This is a genomic window from Winogradskyella ludwigii, assembly GCF_013403985.1.
GTDB lineage: Bacteria > Bacteroidota > Bacteroidia > Flavobacteriales > Flavobacteriaceae > Winogradskyella > Winogradskyella ludwigii.
Genome location: NZ_JABFDF010000006.1, coordinates 41479 through 59641 on the forward strand (window position 1 = coordinate 41479; position 18163 = coordinate 59641).

Consider the following 18163-nt stretch of genomic DNA (forward strand, 5'->3'; position numbering starts at 1 on the left):
TAATCTTCTTTTGGTATTAAAATAATTCACTTTTTAAACGGAACAAATGTAACATAAATAGCGTATTTAACAAGTGGAATATTAGGCATTATTATATAAACAACTGCTAGTTACGTAGTAAAAATCATACCAGATTAACTAGTCTTATTATTTAACGAGGATTTTAACAATTAAATATGTGAAACATCGATAAAATAAAGCAATAGCGAAGTTTTTTTATAATTTTAAGTTCTAGTAAAAAAATAACAATGGATGCTGTACACTAATGAAATATTAATTGAGAAGCCCTTTTCTGAAGTTATTAAAAACCTGCACGCAACCTATAATCTAAAACATTGGCAAGAAGGCCTAGTGAGTACTGAACATATTTCAGGAATCCCTAATGAACTTGGATCTAAAATAAAATTGAGTTATCGTTTTGGAAACCATAATATGGAAATCACTGAAACAGTTACAAAACGAAGCTGTCCTGATGAGTTTCATTTAACTTACACGACTAAAGGTGTTAGAAACATTCAGAAGAATTATTTTAAATCGATAGAAAATGGTGCCACTAAGTGGGTTTCTAAAAATGAATTTCAAACCACCAATTTAAAGATGAGTATGATGTTATTTTTTATGCCTGCTGCATTTAAGCAACAGACTAAAACACATATGACCAACTTTAAAAATTTTGTTGAGCATGGTATTTCAATTTACAAACCTATTTAATATTACATCAATTTAAAATTGATAAATTTTAGAATTAAACCATGCGAAAATTAAAATTGATTTGGGACTTTAGAGGACCTGCAGGACAAAAAACTGCTGAACATCATTTAATTCATCTTAAAGAATACATTACCAATAACAAACTAGATATTACAATTACTGGAGTTGAAACGCTAAGCGATATGCACACTTTAGCGTATTTGGTTGTTGACGAAACTGAAATGAAACCTATTAGAGACGCACTAAAACCTCATAGAGGACAAGTATATTCTGAAAATCAGTAATTTATTAGCTTAATACTAGGTTAAAAAAGTCTTTTAAAAAACGCTTGAATAAATCGTTTTGGTGGTACTGATAGAATAATTTTTAAATCTTCTAAAAGCGAAGAGTCTTCATCTAAAAACTTAAATATAGTTTTGATGTCTGTCTTTTTAAACATGGATGAAAAAAGTGCTGCTCCTTCTTCATTGTTGTTTGCTAAAACATCTAAAAAGATTACATCGTAAAAATTAAATTTTGTCTTTTTTTGAAATTTTCTCAGGTCGTTTTCTTTGGATAAAAAATCGATTAGCGCTTTTGTTTTCTTAGTCGTATTACTAAACGTGTAACCTGTACTAGCTTTTGTCCAACCTCCTGCTGTTCCAATATTAAGAATGTGCTCTGAGTTTAAGTCTTGAAAGTTGAAAGACGTCATTGGAATATTACCTTTTTCTTTTTCTATGATTTCGTAATCTGATATTTTTTTACGCTTCAAGTATGCTTCTATAGCATTTTCATATTCAGAATAATCCAATAACTCTTTTGAAAACAATGTATACTCAAACAAAGCTGTTTTCTTATCTATTGGCATCACATACATAAAACGTGTGTTTCCGTTTTGTGGCACTGTAAAATCCATGAATGTCGCTGCAGAATCATCAAACGTATCCGTTTTAGTCTTTATAAACCAACCCACAAAATGCTGATGAATTAAAGGATATTTATCTTGAGACTTGTAAGCTTCTGGATCCGGTAGACTATTAAAAAGCTTAGCCCCAAAATAAGTACCATTTGCAGTTATAACTTGAACTCCTTTTTTTAATTCCGAAAAACTATCTATTGTATCTTCGATAAAACTAATATTCGGTTTCAGATTTATGTTCTCCCAAAGCAATTTATAGAAAGCCTCACTTCTAATCATTTTATACTCGAAAGGCGAAATTGAAATGGTATTAGAAAACGAATGACTTCCAAAGAAAATATGAGACCATGTCTTAGTTAATATTGAATCCCATTCTCCTACTCCATTTTCCCAATAACACCATGTCCTATCATTGCCCTTGTCTTTTACCTTATCTATGATTAAAATAGATTTATCATCAAAGAAGGCATCTTGCGACATTCTGTATGCCAACATTAAACCCGAAGCTCCTGCTCCTGCAATGATGTAATCGTAACTTTCTTTCACTTCTATTTTATTCAATATTCTGTAACTCTAAAATAATACTATGTGTTGCTTTTGCATTTTGAAATCATTTAAGGCTGCAGGCAAATGATAACTTCAACAAAACGACTATTTCTCATGCCGCTGCTCTGCATAATTATAACCTTGTTCCCACCATTTTTCCATAAGACGTTTACTAAAAATTAGTGAGTTTTCTGTAAGCGTTGTTGGTGTATAATATAGATTTAACTTTACATTTTTCTGTTTAGCAGCAAGCTTACCTATGATAACGTCATTTTTTTCTACCTGATTCAATAAGTGTCCAAACAAACTAATCATTAAAGAAAAAGGGTTCTTTCCTAAAACCTTTTGTTTACCTAAAGTTTCAGCTTCTAAAACAATAGCATCAACCTCTGTAGCTCCTCGCTCTATAGCTTCCCTTATAGGAATTACACTTCCCAAACCTCCATCTGCATATTCGTAACCATCTACTTTTGCCAAAGACATAAATGGAATATAATTACATGAAATCCATATCCAATTACAAAATTCTTCATAAGAACATTCCTGTATAGACTTATATTCAACCCGATTCATAGATAAATTAGAAACCGTGACTACAACATCATGTTTTTCTTTTCTAATTTTTAAATACTCTTCGTAGGTAACATTTTTTCTAATGTGTTTTCGTAATGCTTTGCTCTCACCAAATGTTCGTTTTCGTCTCATAAACTGCCATAGCGAATTTATAAAGTCGATAGACACATATTCTCGATCTCCTTTTTTTCGCTGAATAAATGGACTGATACTAAAAATATCGTGTTGCTGAACGTTGGTAAAAATATCATAAAGCTTTCCAATTTCGTTAACTGCTAAATGCGGTACTAATAAGCTACCTGTAGAAGTGCCTAAAAACATATCATAGTTATGCTTTTTACGCTCAATTAAATATTGTGCAACACCTCCTGCAAAAGCACCTTTACTTCCTCCTCCTGATATGACTAAAGCTCGCATTAGTTTTTATTTTTTTCTAATTTCTTAGACAATTCTTTAGCAAACTTAACCATTCTCCAGTTATGATGTGTTTTCGCTTTTTCTAAATTAGATTGACACTCCTCGTTACACGACTTCATTAAATCTAAATAATGAAACGCACTTATTCTAAGATCTACATTGTGCTTCTCACTAGTATAACCTACCAACTCATTAAACAACTCATACTTATTATCTGTATCATAAAACGGTGTGTTTAAATTTAAAACAATCCATAGTAAGCGTACATTCTTATCACTAAAACCAATTACCTCTCGTGTTTTAGAAAGATATTTAGGTCGCTCTTCCGGATAATTATCCCACAGATTATACAGTGCCTTTTCTATAGTGATGTACGATTTATCCTTTAGCAAAGATTCATAGTCTTCTTTTAAATGTTCTGGTATTTTGGTTAAATGCATTGCAATAGCTTGACGCACTTTTAAACTATTTTTAAATGTATCTGAAGTTACTAATTCTGGCACTTGAGAAATAACCTTGATTTTGGCTTCATCTGACACATAATATTTAAGATATTCTGCACATTTAGACGATTTCGCTTCACAATCTACCATAGCATACTCATTAATAAAAACAGATTGTCGCTTTAGTATTTCAAAAGCCTCTTCGTAAGGAAATGCTTTATTTACAATCCAAAAATTAACGAAACTGGTTAAAGATCTTCCGTATAACCGTTCTACTTCCGAAATAAAATCTGATGTTTCTACAGTTTCAAATTGGTGTTTCTCTAAATAATTTTTAACCGCTTGCTTAAACACACGATCGCCAACTTTATCCTTTAAAACATGTAACACTAATGCACCACGCTGATAAAAAGTTAAACTACTCGCTTTAGGATCTAAAAGCGATGTTCCATTACCCGTTAGATCTTGCCTACTTAAATCTAGAACAGATTCTAAGAGTTTGAAATAAAAATAATCATCACCAAAAATCTTACGTTCAGCTAGCAATGCATAATACGTTGCAAAACCTTCTTGCAACCAATGATGCTCTCCAGACTTTGCTGTGACTAAATCCCCAAACCACTGATGGGCTAATTCATGTGCATTGACATTAACGTAGTTTTTATCATTAAACGCAATTGAATCAATTACAAAAGCATCCGAAAAAATTGTAAGACTCGTGTTCTCCATACCTGAATACAGAAAATCATGCACAGGAACTTGTTTATAGTTTTGCCAAGGATATGCGAAACCAATTTCGTCTTCAAGATAATCGAACATTTCTTTAGAGTAACGATATGTAGGTTCTACTTTCAAGGAATCTTCAGGATAATAGTAATATTCTAAAGGAATTCCGGATTTAGATGTTTTACTTTTTACAGCATACTCTCCAATAGTTACAGCAACTAGATAACTAGACATTGTTTTTTGCATATCATACTCCCAAAGCACAAGTCCTTCATTTTCAGATTTAGACGTTAAGACTCCATTAGAAACAACTTGATAATCTTTTGGAACTTTGAATTTTAAATCGAATTCAATTTTATCGTTAACATCATCTATACTTGGTAACCAATTGCTAGTGTATTTCCCTTGACCTTGTGTCCAGATTTGATTTCGTCCCTCATTTTGCCTACCAACAAAATACATGGCTTTTTTAGGCGAAGCAGCAAACAAAAAACTAAGGTCATAATCCTCTCCTTTTTTAAAATCCCCAAAGATTATCAGTTTTTTACCATCATTAAGAAATTTAACTTCTGAACGATCTAAAACAACATCTTTAAATGTCATATCAACAGCATCTAAATAGATTGAATCTGTTGCCTTAACGATCTTAAATTTTATATTATAGCTGTTGAATTGTGTTGTATCCGCCTTTAATTGATTAAAAACAAGCATAGCTTCTACGCGTTCAAAATCAACATAATCCGTTTGTTGAGCAACCAAAAAACTCGTAAAAAAAGCACAAAAAATGACAACTAAATTCTTCATAGGCATTATAAAACATGAATGAGACCAAAATACGATTTTCTTATAGTCTTAAGTAAGTTATTTAACATAATACTAGCTTTTGTTATAATTTATAGAACAGCACAAAATGATTATTTTCCTGATCATTACCATTATTTAAATTGACCAGCTTGGGGCTACTTCACTCCAACAACATTGACTCAACTCTTAATTAAAAAGTCTTATAACTGTAACCGTCAATGATTTCCTAAAAACATAGTATAAATTCTGCAAATTTTAAAAATCAAGAGTTTAATACACTTTTTTAATACAAACAACTACTAATCAAGTTACAAATAGCTTAATCATATTTAATTTTATGTGTACATTTGGTATTAACATGTTTATTTATAATATGCCCTATTAATCAAACAAAATCTAATGACTAAAAACCCATTTGAAATAGGTTACTACTGCGATAATGATCTAAAAGCATTAGGTTTTAAATCTATAGGCACAAATGTTAAAATTGCTAAAAACTGCTTAATTTTTGGCATACACAATATCTCTATAGGTAACCATGTAATTATAGATTCATTTTGCTCAATTATAGCGCCCGGAAATGGTCATTTAAATATTGGCTCTTATGTGCATATTGCTTCGTACTGCCACTTATTGGCTTCTGATGGCATTGAACTTAAAGATTTTAGCGGACTATCTCAAGGTGTAAAAATATATAGTAAAACTGATGATTATTCTGGTAATTCATTAACGAATCCAACAGTTCCAAATTCATATAAAACCATGAAAAGCGGAAAAGTAACTTTAGGTGAACATACCATCATTGGTGCTGGTAGTGTTATTCTTCCTAATGTTACTATTGGAGAAGGAGCATCAGTTGGTGCTTTATCTCTCATTGGTTCAAACTTAAACTCCTGGACTATTTATTGTGGAAATCCATTAAAAAAACTCACAAAACGATCTAAAAACCTACTAGATAAAAAACAAGAGTTCCTAAGTGAATTGGAACAAAATACAATTTTAAACAAGTAAGCTTTATTTGTGTAAAATTAGAAAAACAAAAAGCATAACTTTTTAATCACAACCTGTAATAACTCACGTACAAAATTAATAAACTGATGATTAACAGGTGAAATGAATTAATTTAAAATTTAGAACAATTAACTGTAAGTAGTTAAAAACAAACAATAATCAACGTCATAATGCAGAAAGAAACTGACATAAAAACCAAAGTAAAAAATTACATTATTGAATCTACTTTTGATGATGTAGAAAAAATAAAAGATGATACGCTAATTTTTGAAGAAGGCATCCTAGATTCCATGGGTTTATTGTTTTTAATTGAATTTTTACAAGAAGAGTTTAATTTAACAACTAATGACGAAGAGCTAGTTGTTGAAAATTTTCAATCCATTAATAGTATCCTAAGCTTCATTGAGAGTAAAATGTAATTTCTAATTTTAGTCTTAAAATATGTGTGGTATAGCTGGTTTTTTTAATTTCAATTCAAGTACAGACAACAAAGTCAGTACTTTAAGAAAAATGCTTACTAGAATTAAGCATAGAGGACCTGACGAAAGTGGTATTTTCCTATCTAAAAACATTGGTCTTGGTAGTGTTCGTTTAAGTATTGTTGACTTGGCTTCTGGCACAATGCCGTTATCTAACTCCGACGATTCCTTATGGATTGTATTTAATGGCGAAATATTTAACCATATTGAACTTAGAGAAGAACTACTAGCAAAAAATCACAGCTTTAAAACCAACAGTGACACTGAAGTTATTATTCATTTATATGAAGAATATGGACCAGAATTTCTTAACAAATTAAATGGTCAATTTGCAATTGCGATTTGGGACAAAACTAAGCAAGAATTATTTTTAGCTCGAGATCGTGTTGGCATTAGACCTTTGTTTTATACGACTGTTGGTGACTCTTTTATTTTTTCTTCAGAAATTAAATCCTTTTTAGAATTTCCTCAATTTAATCCTAAAATCTCAGCAAAAGCATTATCTGAATATTTCACATTCTGGACATCAGCAGCCTCAAACACCGCTTTTGAAAACATCTTAGAACTTGCTCCTGGAAGTTATATGATATGTAATGCAACTTCAAAAACGATAAAAAGCTATTGGGAATTACCAATCAAGAAGCCTAACGAATACAAATTTAATACCACTGAAGAAGCCTCTGAAGAATTTGAAGCCATTTTCACAGACGCCGTAAAATTAAGACTACGAGCAGATGTACCAGTAGCTGCTTATTTAAGCGGAGGTTTAGATTCTAGTATTACCACATCCTTTATAAAAAAAATAACACCAAATAGTCTTAGAACATTTTCAATTGGGTTTACTGAAAAAGACTTTGATGAATCTTCATATCAAAATACAGCACAAGCCTATTTTAAAACAGAACATTCAAGTATTACTTGTAGCCCAAAAGACATTTCAGAGAATTTCAAAGATGTTGTTTGGCATACAGAAAGCCCATTGTTGCGTACTGCACCTACTCCAATGAGCATCTTAGCTAAACATGTCCATGAGCACAATATTAAAGTGGTAATAACAGGAGAAGGTGCTGATGAACTTTTTGGTGGCTATAATATTTTTAAAGAAACTAAGATTAAACATTTCTGGGCAAAAGACCCGCAATCTAAATACCGTCCATTACTGCTCAAAAAATTATATCCATACATTCCGCAAATAAGCAAAGCAAATAACAATATATTAAAACTGTTTTTTGGCTATAAATTAAGCGAAACAACATCTCCTATTTATTCTCATTTATTGCGCTGGCACAATACATCACGAATTAATAATTATTTTTCTGAAGACTACAAAAAAGCGCTTCAGGATCATCATCCCATATCCGAAATTGAAAAAGAATTAGAGCCGAAGCTAAAAGACTACGATTACCTTACCAAAGCACAATGGATAGAACTAAAGTTCTTTATGTCAAAATATCTATTATCGTCTCAAGGGGATAGAATGGCGATGGCAAATTCTATTGAAGGGCGCTACCCTTTTCTAGATCATAGAGTGATTGAGTTTTGTATGAATTTGAATCCTGATTTAAAATTAAATGGCCTAAATGAAAAATATTTATTAAAAAAAATGATGAAAGATAGATTGCCAGAATCTATTTTAAACAGACCAAAACAAGCCTACAGAGCACCCATACAAAGTGCCTTTTTCTCTGAAGATATGCCTCCTTACCTAAACACTATGCTTTCAGAAGAGAAAATAATCGATTTTGGTATTTTCAACCCAAAACATATTGCCCAATTAAAAAAGAAAATGATATTAAATAAGCAAGTCTCTGAAATTGATAACATGGCAATTACAGCTATTTTATCTACTCAAATCTTGTATGATTTATTCATTAACAAATCCATACCAAAATTACAAGAACACAACCTTGTAGTATTGAATAAAACAATAATAGACGAATCCGATATCAAAACGAATTAACTATGAAAGCAACACGTAAACCTTTTTCAAAAGATATTCTTCACATAGAAAATATAGAAACTGTTTGTAATGAAATAATAGCAAAACTAAAAAATGATGTCGGCCGTAAATTACAACGTAGAGGAGCTGTAATTGGCATAAGTGGAGGAATTGATTCTTCTGTCTGCATGGCATTATCGGCCAAAGCTTTTGGACCTAAAAAAGTAACGGCTATTATGCTTCCTGAGCAAGACTCTAGTGACGATAGTAGATTATTAGCCGAAAAATTAGCTGCTAAATTTGACGTTACAGATACTTTGATTGAAGATATTACAAAGGCTTTAGAAGGATTTGGATGTTACAAAAGAAGAGACGACGCCATTGGAAGAGTAATTACCAATTTTGATCCTACTGTTGATAAAGCTAAAATTGAAATTAAACAAGATGCAGCTTCAAACCTACCTCCTGTATTTTCTGTTACTGTAATAAAACCAAATGGAGACATTGTTAGCAAACTATTACCAGTAAAAGAATACCTTCAAATTGTTGCTTCTACTAATTTTAAACAACGTAGCAGAATGAGCATGCTTTACTATCATGCCGAAAGATTACATTATGCTGTAATTGGCACACCGAACAAACATGAAGTAGAACAAGGATTTTTTGTAAAACACGGAGATGGTGGCGCAGACGTTATGCCAATTGGACATTTATACAAAACACAAGTGTATCAATTAGCTAGTTATTTAGGCGTTCCTCAAGACATCATTGACCGTACACCGACTACTGATACTTACACTGCAGAACAAACACAAGAAGACTTCTTTTACCAAATGCCATTTGAGCAAATGGATTTAATATGGTATGGTTGGGAAAACGACTATCCAGCAGTAGAAGTTGCAAACGTCATGAACAAAACGACTCAAGATATCGAAAACATCTATAAAAACTTTGAGCGCAAAAGAAAGACTACAGAATATTTAAGAATGCGACCAATATTTTAAACCTGTTAGCCATGAATGTTTTTGATCACCTGTTTGATACTTCTAAAAATCTTGAAAAGGATTTCTTGCTAGGCTCAAAAGAAATCGTTTCATTTAAAAAACTTCATGATGATAGCTTAAAAATTGCATCGTATCTCAAAGAAACTGTTGGCGAGAATCAACATATTTTATTAGTTAGCCCAAACTCTGCCTTTTTCATCACCGCATATTTAGGCATTCTAAAATCTGGTAACATATGTGTGCCTGTAAATTTTTCAATCGAACAAGAAAATCTAGACTACATCATAAGCACAACAGAATGCACCACCATTTTCATATCAAAGCCGCTAAAACGCAGATTAAAATTTGATTCCAATATTCATCTAATTGATGATGACGAATCCAAATCTATTATTAATCACCAAGAAATCATTGCTATAGATTCAGATTTTGATAAAAATCGTGTTGCTGAAATAATTTTTACCTCAGGTTCTACAGGAGAACCAAAAGGAGTCATGATTAGCCATCAAAATATTATAGCGAATACAGATTCCATTATTCAATATCTAAAACTGACTTCTAACGACATAATGTGTGTAGTGTTACCTTTCTTTTACTGTTATGGTTTGTCATTACTTCACACACACTTAAAAGTTGGAGCCTCCTTGGTTTTAAACAATAGCTTTATTTTCTTAGGTTCTGTAATAAATGATTTAAAGAATTACAACTGCACAGGATTTGCAGGTGTACCAAGTCATTTTCAAATCTTATTAAAAAAATCAAAAAGCTTTAAAACCGAAACCTTTCCTAATTTAAGATACTTAACACAAGCAGGAGGGAAATTGCATACTGTATTTATCGAAGAGCTAATATCTAACTTTCCAAACAAAGAACTTTACATCATGTATGGGCAAACTGAAGCCACAGCGCGTCTATCCTATTTAGCTCCTGAATTCATTACGACTAAAACAAGCTCAATCGGAAAAGCGATACCTAATGTTGAATTAAAAATAATTAATGACAACGGAGAAACTGTAAACACTAATGAAGAAGGTGAATTAGTTGCTCGCGGAGAAAACATTATGCTTGGCTATTTTAAAGATCAAGAAGACACCAACCAAACCCTTAAAAACGGATGGTTATATACTGGTGATATCGCGAAAATGGATGAAGATGACTTTATTTATATTGTAGCACGAAAAAAAGAAATCATAAAAGTGGGTGGAAAAAGAGTTAGCCCAAAAGAAATTGAAGAAGTGATACTTTCGATACCTGAGGTTGTAGATTGTATGATTACTGGCTTTGACGATGATCTTTTAGGCGAAGCGATAAAAGCTACTGTCGTTCTAAATCAAAATAGTAACGAAGACCATATGAAGGAAACGATACTCAAAATCTGCTCTAAACATTTGTCGCTTTATAAAATTCCACAAAAAATTGTTTTTGAAAAAGCAATTAAAATGAATGCCACAGGTAAAAAAAACATAAAATAACCCGCTGAAACTTCATTTTCAATAATTATAAAGTTGAAAACTCTCTTCTTAAAACCACACTTTCAAAAAGATCTGATTCTCCGCTGTCCAGAAAGACACAGAGACGTTAATTCTTTAATAAATTGATTAATTTCTCCTCGTATCAGATTCCAACCTTCACAGGAATTTGGTAAATTCGCAACTATGAGTGTGAATTTACAAACTCCCATTGATTATCTCAAAGGTGTTGGACCAAACCGAGCGGATTTGTTACGCTCAGAATTGGGCATTCAAACGTATCAAGATTTAATTAATTTATTCCCTAATCGCTATATAGATCGTACTAAACATTATAAAATAAACGATCTACAACGCAATGAAGCCGAAGTTCAAATTATTGGTATTATTACAGGCTTTAAAGAAGTCGCTCAAAAACGCGGAAAACGCCTAGTTGCTACTTTTAAAGATGATACAGGGACTATGGAATTGGTTTGGTTTAGAGGCCAAAAATGGATTAGAGACAGCCTTAAAACCGGACAACCTTACGTTATATTTGGAAAGACAAATTGGTTTAGCGGCAAATTTAGTATGCCTCACCCAGAAATTGAATTACAATCTGAGCACGAAAGCAACTTGCGTTCTGCTATGCAGGCTATATATCCTTCTACAGAAAAGCTGTCAAATAAAGGAGTCACCAATAAAGTGGTCTCTAAAATTATGCAGCAATTATTCTTAGAAACTAATGGGCGATTTATAGAAACATTACCTACGGAGATGATGAGCGAATTAAAATTAATTTCGAAATCAGATGCTCTTTTTAATGTTCATTTCCCGAAGACTCCAGAGCTACTAGCAAGAGCTCAATACCGATTAAAATTTGAAGAATTATTTTACATACAGCTGCAATTAATAATTAAGAATCTAATACATAAATCAAAAATTAAAGGCTTTGCTTTTAATAAAGTTGGAGACTATTTTAACACCTTTTACAAAGACCATTTACCCTTTGAATTAACCAATGCGCAAAAACGTGTTTTAAAAGAAATCAGACTCGATTTAGGCAGTAATGCGCAAATGAATAGGCTTTTACAAGGAGATGTAGGTTCAGGAAAGACTATAGTTGCATTTATGTCAATACTCATGGGACTTGACAATGATTTTCAATGTTGCTTAATGGCACCGACTGCTATTTTGTCAGCTCAGCACTACCAAGGAATTAGCGAACTATGTAAACCACTAGAAATCAGTGTTTCATTATTAACTGGTTCAACCAAAACTTCAGAACGAAAGTTGATTCATGAAAATCTAGAAAATGGCAATTTACAGATCTTAATTGGTACACACGCACTACTTGAAGACAAAGTAAAATTTAAAAATTTGGGGCTTGCTATTATAGACGAACAGCATCGATTTGGAGTGGCTCAACGTTCTAAATTATGGCACAAAAATGAGTTACCACCAAACGTATTAGTGATGACTGCAACTCCAATTCCAAGAACCTTAGCAATGTCTGTTTATGGCGATTTAGATATCTCTGTAATTGATGAATTACCAGCAGGTAGAAAAGCCATAAAAACAGTACACCGATATGACAACAACCGTCTAAAAGTTTTCAAATTCATGAAGGACGAAATCGCTTTAGAACGACAGATTTATATCGTCTATCCATTAATTCAAGAAAGCGAAAACATGGATTATAAAGATTTAATGGATGGCTACGAAAGTGTCTCTAGAGAATTTCCGATGCCAGAATATCAGATCTCAATTGTTCATGGAAAAATGAAACCAGCAGATAAAGATTACGAAATGCAGCGTTTTGTAAAAGGCGAAACTCAAATTATGGTCGCCACAACAGTTATTGAAGTTGGAGTTAATGTACCCAATGCATCTGTAATGATTATTGAAAGCGCTGAACGTTTTGGATTATCTCAATTACACCAATTACGTGGTCGTGTAGGTCGTGGAGCAGAACAGAGCTATTGTATATTAATGACAAGTCGTAAATTAAGTCAGAATAGCAAAACAAGACTAGAAACTATGGTACGCAGTAGTGACGGTTTTGAAATTGCTGAAGTAGATTTAAAACTACGAGGACCAGGCGATATTATGGGAACTCAACAAAGTGGCGTTTTAAACCTTAGAATTGCAGATATTATTAAAGATGCTGATATTTTACAAGTTGCTAGAGACTATGCTAAAAACACGCTTAAGTTAGATCCTAGTTTAGTTTCAGCAGATAACAAAGTAATCCTACATACCTACAGACAAATGAGTAAGTATCGTAACATTTGGAATTATATTTCCTAAACAATCTAAAGCCCATTTTAAATAATTCAACTGAAAACAAAAAACAAAAAAAGAGACGCTTTTAGCGTCCCTTTTTATCTTTCTTAATCAAAGCAAAATGTTTTCAATTATGCGACTTGCTCTTCATGCTTACCTTCATAAACTTCTTCTACTAGTTTTCTATTAAACGCTGGCAAATCCTCAGGAGACCTACTCGTTACCAATCCAGCATCTACAACGACTTCTTCATCAACCCAGTTCGATCCTGCATTAATCATATCCGTTTTTATAGAATCGTATGACGTAATTTTGCGTCCTTTTAAAACTCCTGCTTCTGCTAACAACCATGGAGCGTGACATATTGCAGCAACTGGCTTATGGTTTTCAAAAAATGATTTCACAAAGGACACCGCAGTCTTATTCTTACGTAAAAGATCTGGATTAATTTGTCCTCCTGGTAAAACCAAAGCATTGTAATCTTTTTGACTTACATCGCTTAAAGTTTTATCTACCTTATAGGAATTACTCCAATTACCATCTGACCAGCCTTTAATTTCACCAGACTCTAAAGAAACGATATGCACCTCTGCACCTGCTTTCTCTAAAGCCTTTTTTGGCTCACTTAATTCACTTTCTTCAAATCCATTTGTTGCTAATATGGCTACTGTTTTCTTATTTAAATCTTTCATCTTGATGTGTTTTTATGTTTTGTGTTAAAAATTATTTGTATCGAATTAGATTGAATACATATAGGTAACACCTAACTAACCACAGACTGCAATTCATTCATTGCTTCACCAATTAAAGTTTCACCTTCTATTATTTCGAAGGTCGTATTATGTGGTGCATCATCATGCAGACTTCGCACTAATGTTTGTGCAACATCTGCTCTACTAATTTCACCTTGCTTGTTTAATTTTTCATTTAATTCAATCTTACCTTTTCCTTTATTGTTATTTAAAGTACCAGGTCTCACGATTGTATAATTCAGACCACTTCCTTTAAGATGTTCATCTGCATTTTGTTTCGCTTTCATATAATCTTGCAAATCCTCGACAGATTCAGGATTATCCGCTCCCATCGAGCTAAGCATCACAAATTTATTGACATTTGCCATTTTAGCTATAGCCATTAAGCGCTTTGCACCCTCTTGATCGACTTCTACAACATTTTTCCCTCCAGATCCTGCTGCAAAAATCACTTTATCAATATTTTTTATAGTATGCGTAAGATCTTGAGTTAAATCTGCTAACACAGTCTCAACACCATCTGCTTCAAACTGTTTTTGTTGCTCTTCTTTTCGCACCATAGCAATCGGATTGAAATATTGAGATGACTTTAATAAATTTACTATTTGTTTTCCTGTGGTACCATTTGCACCAGCTACTAATATATTTTCCATAATGTTTTATTTGCTGTTTACATAAAATGCATAAATAACTCCTGGCACCCAACCTACAAGCGTTAATAAAAGGCTAATAAGGAATTCGGTACCCAATCCATGTTTTAAAAAGACGGCTAATGGTGGTATAAGAATGCAAAGTATGATTGTTAATATTGACATATTATTTGTTTGTTTTTTGGTTACACACAAATTTAAGCCTAGTCCTTTTCTTTGGTTAACTGATATGGCATTTATGTTAGTGCATATTATAAAATCGAAAATCTTCTTATTTTCTAGCATTAAAACACTCTAAAAAAAAAAAAAAACAATTAAACACATTCACCTTACAACCATCTGACTTAACCAACCATAAATTAAAGCGAACCTATAACTCTATAAAAACCTAAAACCGAAGACGCGATTTTTACCTATATAAGAGACTAAAAGAATAGAAGTCATTCATTACAGACTACAAAACATAAGTACTTATTATCACTTATTTATATTTGAAATACTAAAAAAATCACACACCTGCTTCAGTTTCTTAAAATACGTGAGCTATTATATTATATTTGTAAAACAAACGCCTATCAAGAATAGCGATAAGCACTAACTTAACTGCAATCATTAACACTTTCAAACAAAAACTATGGAAAACAACAATAAATTAGCCGGAAAAAATATTCTAATAACTGCAGGAGCACAAGGTATTGGAGAATCTATCACTAAACATTTTATTGATAACGGAGCCAATGTTGCTATTCATTATTTTTCTAGTGCTGACACCGCAAACGAATTAACAGAATACGCAACTAGCAAAGGACAAAAAGCAATTGCTATTAGTGGTGACTTAACAAAAGAAGCTGATGCTAATGCATTAGTCGCAAAAACAGTTGAAGCACTTGGAGGCTTAGACATACTAATTAACAACGCAGGTTCACTTGTAGCACGTAAAATGCTAAGTGAAATGGAAGCTGAATTCTGGCACAAAGTAATGGACATAAACCTTACGTCTATGATGTTTGTAACACGCGCTGCAGCACCTTATTTAGCTAAAAATGAAACTAGTAGTATTGTTAACTTAGCATCACTTGCCGGACGTAAAGGAGGACATCCTGGATCTTTAGCTTATTCTACTAGTAAAGGAGCTATCTTAACATTTACAAGAGCACTTTCTGCAGAATTAGGACCTCAAGGCACACGAGTTAATGCTGTTGCACCAGGTCTAATACTTGGAACCTCATTTCATAATACACATACAACAAAGGAATCTGCTGCTGCAACAACAGCAGGTATTCCAATACAACGTGCTGGTAATGCAGCTGACGTAGCAAGAGCTGTTTTATATTTAGCTTCAGAATACGACGGGTTTATTACTGGTGCTACACTAGATATTAACGGAGGCGTTTACAATATGTAGTTCTACATTAAACTAACCGAAATTAAACACTAATACACAAACAATTACCAATTAAACAAAAACAAAACACTAGGCCTTAAATAACGCCTAGTGTTTTGTTTTTAAATTCTTAAAAAATTGAACTTATGTTAAAAACTCAAGTGATACATCCAACAATTATGGAAGCGTTAGCGCGTTCAGGTCATTTTGCACAAGTTGTAATTGCAGATGGAAATTTACCAGTTGGTGCTATGACAGGTCCTAATTCTACAACTGTACATCTTAATTTTCGTCCTGGATTATTGGATGCTGTTACAGTACTCGAAGGAATATTAGAAGTTTGCCCTATTCAAGGTGCAATTGTCATGGAAAAACCTGCAGAAGCAAACGCAGATATACACAGTACTTACAAAAAATTACTTGGAGACGTAAGTTGGGACGAGATGGAACGTTGGGCTTTTTACGACAAAATTAGAGAACCTGCGACTACATTAATTATTCAAACAGGAGAACAACGTCGTTTTGCTAATCTAATCTTAACTGTTGGTGTTGTAAAAATGGCCGAAGAGAGCAACTTTTAATCACTTAATCTTTACTTCATAAACATTTTAATTCCGATGTTCTAATTTAAACATCGGAATTAAAACAATTTAACATAAAATAAGACGTAAAAGTTGTGCATTTTAAAGCAACTCTATTCTTCTAATAAACGACCTACAAACGCTTCAAATTCGTCTTTAAACTCTACATATTTCTCACCAGTTGCTGGTCCATTGAAACCTGTATGGATTTTACGTACTTTTCCCGTTTTATCAATATAAATTGATGTTGGATACGACAACACATGATTTAACATTGGTAATTTCTCTTGTGCTTTAACTTTATCTGAAGTTCCGTATTGCGCTAAAAGAATTGGATAATCTATACCAATCTTTTCCTGCAAACGCTCTATCCGACTAAAGGCTTCTTCTTTAGTTTTTGCATATTCAAACGCAAGTGCTATAAACTCAATATCCTTATCTTTATTATTCTCATAAAACTCTGCATAATATTTACTTTCATCCAAGCAATTAGGACACCATGTTCCCATAATTTGCACAATGACTACTTTGTCATTAAAACGATCATCAGATAGAGATATTAACTCGCCTGAGGTATTAGGAAACTCAAAATCTATACGATCATAACCTTCTTTCAAAAATGTTAAATCGTCTGCTTCTGGCAATTCGTAGCTCACATTTCGTTTTGCTACAAAAGGCTCTTTCCAATGATTCCCTGAATAAAACAAACCTTCCATTGTAGAATCTGTAACCTTAGCTGTAAATAAAAATGCATGAGAACCATCAAACGTAGAAAGCTTCATTTGATCTCCATCCATCACACCTTCTAAATACCGATAATCACCAGTTGTAGTTCTAAATGTGCCTATAACTTTATCTCCCTCTTGTTTAAAAATACCTTTAGCAATATATTCGTCCTCAGCATTACCTTTACTAAATACCGTTTCCCAAATACCAGTACTATTTTGTGTTGACTTAGACTTAACTTCAAAACGAGCGTCATTATTATATTCCGCAGAAAATGGCACAACACGATCTAAGCTCTCTTTAATAAACTGACCTTTAAGATTATTTCCTTCAAATTTTGCAGCAATAAAACCTTCGAACACCGGTAATTTAATAAATACGGAATCGTTTCTATACGCAATCTCATCAACTTCAATAACTTCTTCTGCATTAAACACCTTTAGTTTAGTAGCAGATTCTGCTTCAAAAATAAATGGTAACGCTTCATTATCCTGAACATCTAAAACAGCTCTATAAGTCCCAATTTGTAGCGTTTTAGGAGTTGTTTCCGATTTACAAGAAACCATCAAAACAATGGACAAGAAGCTTATTAAGTATTTCATATTAAAATTATCTATTTTCATTAATTGTTAAAAATCGTAAATCTATGGGGTTTTTCGACATTAAAATTGAAAAATGATTCAATGTCTACTTTATAACATTTTAAAGACCGACAACATTATAACGTTGTAACCACCTTAAAATCGATTATTTCAGTCGTGTAAAAACTAAAAAATTACAAT

At 32.6% G+C, this 18163-nt stretch carries 17 protein-coding genes; 10 read left to right on the plus strand and 7 right to left on the minus strand.

Going from position 1 to position 18163, the window contains the following annotated elements:
- Nucleotides 1-252: 252 nt before the first annotated feature.
- The gene (locus HM981_RS14015) at nt 253-711 is read left to right on the plus strand and encodes an SRPBCC family protein (protein WP_179339434.1); all 459 of its coding nucleotides are present in this window, start codon (nt 253-255) and stop codon (nt 709-711) included.
- A 41-nt stretch (nt 712-752) separates the two neighbouring features.
- Nucleotides 753-995: a hypothetical protein gene (locus HM981_RS14020; protein ID WP_179339435.1), complete on the plus strand. Its 243-nt coding sequence runs from the start codon at nt 753-755 to the stop codon at nt 993-995.
- A 20-nt stretch (nt 996-1015) separates the two neighbouring features.
- On the opposite strand, the gene HM981_RS14025 is transcribed toward HM981_RS14020, so the two are convergent.
- From HM981_RS14025 to HM981_RS14035, 3 genes are all read right to left on the minus strand, one after another.
- The gene (locus tag HM981_RS14025; RefSeq protein WP_246286279.1) at nt 1016-2173 is read right to left on the minus strand and encodes a lycopene cyclase family protein; all 1158 of its coding nucleotides are present in this window, start codon (nt 2171-2173) and stop codon (nt 1016-1018) included.
- A 90-nt stretch (nt 2174-2263) separates the two neighbouring features.
- A complete protein-coding gene (locus tag HM981_RS14030; protein WP_179339436.1) occupies nt 2264-3148 on the minus strand; it encodes a patatin-like phospholipase family protein in 885 nt (294 codons plus the stop codon).
- On the minus strand, nt 3148-5121 hold the full coding sequence (locus tag HM981_RS14035; RefSeq protein WP_179339437.1) for a M1 family metallopeptidase: 1974 nt from the start codon (nt 5119-5121) through the stop codon (nt 3148-3150). Before HM981_RS14035 ends, HM981_RS14030 begins: the two co-directional genes overlap by 1 nt.
- Before the next feature lie 399 nt (nt 5122-5520).
- On the opposite strand from HM981_RS14035, the gene HM981_RS14040 reads away from it, so the two are divergent.
- The 6 genes from HM981_RS14040 (at nt 5521) to recG (ending at nt 13312) form a co-directional block, all read left to right on the plus strand.
- On the plus strand, nt 5521-6132 hold the full coding sequence (locus tag HM981_RS14040) for an acyltransferase (protein WP_179339438.1): 612 nt from the start codon (nt 5521-5523) through the stop codon (nt 6130-6132).
- Between the two features lie 170 nt (nt 6133-6302).
- Nucleotides 6303-6551: an acyl carrier protein gene (locus HM981_RS14045; RefSeq protein WP_179339439.1), complete on the plus strand. Its 249-nt coding sequence runs from the start codon at nt 6303-6305 to the stop codon at nt 6549-6551.
- A 22-nt stretch (nt 6552-6573) separates the two neighbouring features.
- Nucleotides 6574-8571, plus strand: a complete 1998-nt coding sequence (asnB, locus tag HM981_RS14050; protein ID WP_179339440.1) for an asparagine synthase (glutamine-hydrolyzing) — start codon at nt 6574-6576, stop codon at nt 8569-8571.
- 2 nt (nt 8572-8573) lie between these two features.
- The gene (gene nadE, locus HM981_RS14055; RefSeq protein ID WP_179339441.1) at nt 8574-9554 is read left to right on the plus strand and encodes an NAD(+) synthase; all 981 of its coding nucleotides are present in this window, start codon (nt 8574-8576) and stop codon (nt 9552-9554) included.
- 11 nt (nt 9555-9565) lie between these two features.
- The gene (locus tag HM981_RS14060) at nt 9566-11026 is read left to right on the plus strand and encodes a class I adenylate-forming enzyme family protein (RefSeq protein WP_179339442.1); all 1461 of its coding nucleotides are present in this window, start codon (nt 9566-9568) and stop codon (nt 11024-11026) included.
- Between the two features lie 183 nt (nt 11027-11209).
- Entirely contained in the window at nt 11210-13312 is a 2103-nt protein-coding gene (gene recG / locus HM981_RS14065) for an ATP-dependent DNA helicase RecG (RefSeq protein WP_179339443.1), read from the plus strand.
- A gap of 107 nt (nt 13313-13419) precedes the next feature.
- Here the strand turns inward: recG and HM981_RS14070 are convergent, their stop codons facing one another.
- The 3 genes from HM981_RS14070 to HM981_RS14080 form a co-directional block, all read right to left on the minus strand.
- On the minus strand, nt 13420-13980 hold the full coding sequence (locus HM981_RS14070) for a type 1 glutamine amidotransferase domain-containing protein (RefSeq protein ID WP_179339444.1): 561 nt from the start codon (nt 13978-13980) through the stop codon (nt 13420-13422).
- Nucleotides 13981-14051: 71 nt separating this feature from the next.
- Nucleotides 14052-14693 carry an SDR family oxidoreductase gene (locus HM981_RS14075; RefSeq protein WP_179339445.1) on the minus strand — a complete coding sequence of 214 codons (642 nt, stop codon included), beginning with the start codon at nt 14691-14693 and terminating at the stop codon, nt 14052-14054.
- Nucleotides 14694-14699: 6 nt separating this feature from the next.
- A complete protein-coding gene (locus HM981_RS14080; protein WP_179339446.1) occupies nt 14700-14855 on the minus strand; it encodes a YqaE/Pmp3 family membrane protein in 156 nt (51 codons plus the stop codon).
- Between the two features lie 469 nt (nt 14856-15324).
- Between HM981_RS14080 and HM981_RS14085 the strand changes: the two genes are divergently transcribed.
- Nucleotides 15325-16095 (plus strand): SDR family NAD(P)-dependent oxidoreductase, encoded by a 771-nt coding sequence (locus HM981_RS14085; protein WP_179339447.1) that lies wholly within the window; start codon nt 15325-15327, stop codon nt 16093-16095.
- 125 nt (nt 16096-16220) lie between these two features.
- Nucleotides 16221-16655 (plus strand): RbsD/FucU domain-containing protein, encoded by a 435-nt coding sequence (locus HM981_RS14090; RefSeq protein ID WP_179339448.1) that lies wholly within the window; start codon nt 16221-16223, stop codon nt 16653-16655.
- Between the two features lie 113 nt (nt 16656-16768).
- Here HM981_RS14090 and HM981_RS14095 read toward each other — a convergent pair whose 3' ends face one another.
- Nucleotides 16769-17983: a peroxiredoxin family protein gene (locus HM981_RS14095; protein ID WP_179339449.1), complete on the minus strand. Its 1215-nt coding sequence runs from the start codon at nt 17981-17983 to the stop codon at nt 16769-16771.
- Nucleotides 17984-18163 lie beyond the last annotated feature (180 nt).